Raw genomic sequence first — 5,048 nt, 5'->3', positions numbered from 1 at the left:
GGTTGCCGCCGATGAGCTGATGATAAGGTTTGCCGTTGAGCCAGAAACCATCTTTGCCGCAGAATTCCGCATTGCGTATTCCCATGTGCAGGATGCCGCCGTCTACTGTCTTTCCGCCGTTCACCACGCTTATCTCCACATCATACAGATATGGCGACTCAGGGCTCCAGAGATGAGGCGTCCGGAGTGTGGTGTGTGGCGTTGCCGTGGTTGCAGATTTTGGAGCAACAGAGATTTTCTGTTTCATGGTGGCCACCACCTTGCCTCCCTTGTCCTTTATCCTTACTATTACGGTAGGTGACGCAGTGGCAGTCGACTTATTGCCCACCTCCACGTTTACAAACACGTCGGCCTTCTTTTCCGAGATGTTGTCGAAGTGGAGAAATGCTCCGCCTCCGGCAACGCTGTTCTGCTCATTGGCATCGGTAATGGCAATCGGCGATTTGCCGATGAGCCAAACGTCGCGGTACATTCCGCCGTGGTAGCAGAAGTCCAGGGCCGCCTGTTTCTTGCCCGGCGGATAATTCTTGTCGTCGCTGTTGTCGGCTTTCACGGCGATGATGCACTCGTCGCCGGCCTTCACTCCGCATTGTGTCAGATTTATGATTATGGGCATATAGCCGCCGAGGTGGGATGTGGCGAGTTTGCCGTTCACGTAGATTTCCTGTTTGCCCATTATGGCTTCGAAATACAGTGTAGCATCCTTTCCCAGCATGCCTTTCGGCATCCGGAAGCGTTTGCGATACCATGCTACGCCCTGATAGTTTCTGCCGCCGCTCGCCTCAGATGGTTCGAGCCGGACGGTGTGTGGGGCGCATACCACTTCCCATTTGGAGTCGTTGAATGTAGTAGCCTCCGCTCCCTTGGCATCGCCCAGATGGAAGCGCCAGCCTTGGTTGAAGTTATACACTATGCGTCCGCTGCCGTTGAGCGGAAAGAATCCCGCTACGGAGGTCTTGCCTTCTGTCGGTGTGGCGTTCATGCTGGCTGCATTCATTGTCAGCAGCATGAGGAGTATGGATAGTAGATGTTTCATTGGGCATTGAAGTTTGTTGTCAACTTTTTCAACTTGTTTGTTTTTCAACGAGTCAAGTTATTTGACCTGTTTACTTTTCAACTTTTCTATTCGTTTACTTGTCAGTCCTCACCTCCACATGTTTTATCCTCTGTCTGCGCCATGTGTAGATGCAGTGGATATGTCCGTCGGAGGTCTGGATTATCGAGGGATATGAATACTGGCTGATTGGCGAGTCTTCGAGCGTCATCCAATGTTGCCAGCTTTCGCCGTCGCTGCTTGTCATCAGCGAGAGCGGAGTGCGCAGTCCCTTGCCATTCTTTATTCCGTTGGGAATAGGCTTGTCGTTGCAGATGAGCACGTGGTTGCCGTCGGAAAGCGTCACGGCATCAAGTCCGCTGTTGTTGTTTGGCGTGTCGATGAGTTTGAGCTTCGACCATGTCTTGCCGTTGTCCTCGCTGTATGTTATGCCTATATGTTCGCTGCGTGTGCGTGCCAGAGCCGCCAGCCTGCCGTCTTTCAGCGAGATGATGCTCGGCTGTATGGCGAGGTCCTTCAGTTTCTTCTTTCCCTCAATGGTGATACTGTCAGCTTCTACGTAGTCCGTGCGCTGCCATGTCTTTCCCATGTCGTCGGAGTATTCGAAGTATAGTCTCCATCCGTTGCTCTCTATGCTTGACGGAGCAATCAGTCTGCCGCGGCTCATCACCGGCTTGTTCTTCACCGGTCCGAGAAAGTCTTTCTGCAGCGGTTCACGCTTCGACCACGTCTTTCCGCCGTCTTTCGATCTCACCATCCATCCGGACCAGTCGCTCACTTTGCTGCCGATCTTGAAATATATCACGAGGTCGCCTTGTGGAATCTGGTATACCACCGGGTTCCAGCATGCCTTGCGCAGTGTGTCGTTGATGATGCCGTCTGCCACCATCTGTGGCTTTGTCCATTCCTTGCTGCCTTTCACCTTGCGGCTTACCCATATGCAGACGTCGGGGTTGCGCTCCTTTGTTCCTCCGAAGTAGGTTGCCACGAGGTCGCCCTTTGTCGTCTCTGCGATGGTAGCCGAATGGCATTCCGGGAATGTAGCCTTGGTGTAGAGGAATTCGTCAGTGACGATACTGCTGTCTCTCATTGGCAGTTTCTCGGTGAACGAGTATTTTCCCGATCCCGTTTCCCTTGTCGTGCCGTCGGGCATGTGTAGTGTCGCTGTGGTGTTGGCAGGAATTTCCACTTGCCAGTGCAGCATTCCGTTCTGCTTTTTCCATTTGCTCTGGATGTTGCCGTAGATGCTCTTGTACGACGTGCTGATGTCGTCGATTTCGTCAACGCTGAAGTCCGGTTTCAGTATGATATGCTTGTAGCCTGGATTGTCGGGGTCGCTGTTTATTCCTCCGAGGTCTTGGTATATCCACGACACGAGGTCGCCGAGCAGCATCACATGGTTTCCGCTGTTCATCTTCGGACTTGCCGTGTTGCCGTTCCATAGCTCCCAAGTCGTTGTCGCGCCGTTTTCTGCCATGTATCCCCAACTCGGGTATGCCTTGTTTGTGGCGAGCAGCCATGCCACGTCTGTGCGTCCCATGTCGCTGAGCGTATGCATTATCCATTGCACTCCGATGACGCCACACGGTATCCTGCCCTTGTTCAGGGTAATGATGTTTTTCAGGATGTTCTTCTCCACCTCAGTCTTCACATACGGGTCGTCGGTCATTCCGAAAGCGAGCGGCAGCAGGTTGGCTGTGCAGGTGTTGTTGCCGTAGAATGTGCTGTCGGGATACAGCAGTCCGCCGTAAGCCTCATGGGTGTCTTTCTTTATAGTCAGGAATTTACTGTTGAAAGCCGTCTTCACCTCTTCCGCCTTCTTGGCGAAAGTCTGTGCGTCGTCGCTTTTGCCAAGGATTCCGGCAAAGCGTTCCATCATCTTGTTCAGACGATAGTAATATGCCGTGGCTATGAGGGTGCCGTCGGTGGTGCGGTTTGGGTCTTTGCTGTGTATCATCTTGATGTCTTCTGGCGGCACACACCAGTCACCGTATTTGTCACGAGGCATCAGTCCGTCTTTCTCATATTGGTAGCCCATGTGGGTTATCCATTTTTTTGCGGCTGGATAATATCTGCTGATAGCCGACAGGTCGCCGAACTGGTCATACTGCATCTCCATGGAGAAAGGCAGTGCTGCCGGCCATGTGATGTTGTCGGAGTAGTAGTTCCAGTATGCCGGTGCCACATCGGGTATGCATCCGTCTTCTCGCTGGGCTTCAGTGATGTCGCGGTCCCATTTGTTGTAGAGCAGGTTGTTGTCGAAGATAAACGATTCTCCCAGACAGCCCCTTGTCCTGTCGCCGAGCCACGGCTGCCTCTCGTCGCGCTGCGGACAGTCAACGGGCATTCCCTTGTAGTTGGCGAGTATTCCCCATTCCGCATTGTGGTAAACCTTGTTGAGAATGGTGTCTGAACAGGTGAACGTACCGGTCTTTTCCATCTCGTCGCTCACCACCTCACCTATGAAATCCTCCTTCTTCGGACTTCTCAGTCCGGTAATCTCAGCATAGCGGAACCCATGGTATACGAATGTCGGGTTCCACCATTTTCCTTTCTCCGTGCCGTCAGCCACGTAGCAGTCCGTCGTCAGCGCATGGCGCAGGTTCTCGCGGTAGAGTCTGCCGTCGGGAGTCAGTGTTTCGGCAAAGCGTATCTTTATGGAGTCGCCGCTTGCAGTATTCTCTACCCTCATCTTGAGCCATCCTGCGATATTCTGTCCGAGGTCTATTATCGCCGTGTCGCCATGCATGGTGATAGTCTGTGCCGGCATCTGCTTCATCACCTTCATGTTTGGACTCATAGCTCCGCGCAGCGTGCCGGTGGGGATAGCGGTGCGTTCGGCGTTCTCCCATTTTGAGTCGTCGTAGCCAGCCGTTGTCCATCCCTTGAACTCCTTTCGTGCGTCGTAAATCTCGCCGTCGTATTCGTTGTTGGAGCGTATTGCGCCGTCAGCGTTGAGCTTCCATTTCGTGTCGGTTGAAATGGTCTTCTTCGTGCCGTCGGCAAATTCAATGATTATGTTGGCGCGCAGCTTCGGGTATCCGAAGTTCGTTATCTTGTACGGTTTCTTTTTCTGCTGCATGGTGTAGTATCGTCCGTTGCCCAGTGCCACGGCAATGGCATTTTCTGACTGCATCATGTCGGTAACGTCGAATGCGTTGTAAACCACCGTCTTGCGGTAGTCTGTCGGTGCCGGAGCCAATACCTGTTCGCCCACTTTCTTCCCGTTGATAAACGCCTCATACATTCCCAGTCCGCTGATGTATAGCGTAGCTTTCCTCACGGCTTTGTCCAGAGAGAATTCCCGTCTGAGATATCTCGACGACAGTTTGCTGTGCAGCTCCTCTTTGTCCCACGGTTTGGCGGCGTCGAAACCGATCCATTGTCCGCTCCAGTCGGATTCAGAAATCAGTCCCACATTCCACATCGCCACGTCGCTCCATTCAGAGTCGCCTTGTGTCGTCTCCACTTTCACTCGCCAGTAGCAGGTAGTGTTGCTGCGCACAGGTTTTCCGGCATATTCCACCCATTGCGACTGGTCGCTGTCAGCCGTGGTGTCCCACAGGTCGCCGATGCCTTGCATTGCGTTGTCTTTTGATGAAGCCACGATGATGTGGTATCTTCTTTGTCTCACATCGTTCTTGTCTGCCGTGATTCGCCATCCCAGGCGAGGCGTTGTCGTGCCGATGCTCATAGGCGATACCATGCGTTCGGTCCTCAGGTCAACTACCTTTATCCCTGTCGCTTTCTTTCTCGCCGTAGTCTTCTTTCTTGTTGTCGTTTTTTGGCTTGCTGACATCATTTTGCTTGCCGATGCCATTTCTCTTGCTGTCGCTTCGCTGCCGATGACAAAGAGAGCCAAAGCCGCTGTCATTATAGTCTTATTCATAATCTTCTGTTGTTTCTGAGCAGTGAATATCTCATTACGTTTAAGACGTTGTGACGTGGCTTTTGTAACCGCCATCGCTTTAACCCAAAACGGTCATTAGGCCGT

The 5,048-nt window shown here is 52.7% G+C and carries 1 protein-coding gene and 1 pseudogene; both read right to left on the bottom strand.

Annotation, left to right across the window (positions count from 1 at the left end; genetic code table 11):
* Window positions 1-1,036, bottom strand: a pseudogene (locus QVO99_RS07575) (glycoside hydrolase family 2 protein); the annotation flags it as partial.
* Window positions 1,037-1,130: 94 nt separating this feature from the next.
* Window positions 1,131-4,856 (bottom strand): family 78 glycoside hydrolase catalytic domain, encoded by a 3,726-nt coding sequence (locus QVO99_RS07570; RefSeq protein WP_441295409.1) that lies wholly within the window; start codon window positions 4,854-4,856, stop codon window positions 1,131-1,133.
* Window positions 4,857-5,048: the final 192 nt, after the last annotated feature.

The sequence above is a fragment of the Prevotella sp. CAG:592 genome, from assembly GCF_000436015.1.
GTDB lineage: Bacteria > Bacteroidota > Bacteroidia > Bacteroidales > Bacteroidaceae > Prevotella > Prevotella pectinovora.
Note: the sequence above shows the minus strand (reverse complement) of the source record. Positions and strands in the feature narration are given on the sequence as shown.

Bases quoted from the DNA above. Each gene is read 5' to 3' on its own strand.
- QVO99_RS07570 (WP_441295409.1), bottom strand. From the start codon at position 4,856: ATGATGTCAGCAAGCCAAAAAACGACAACAAGAAAGAAGACTACGGCG.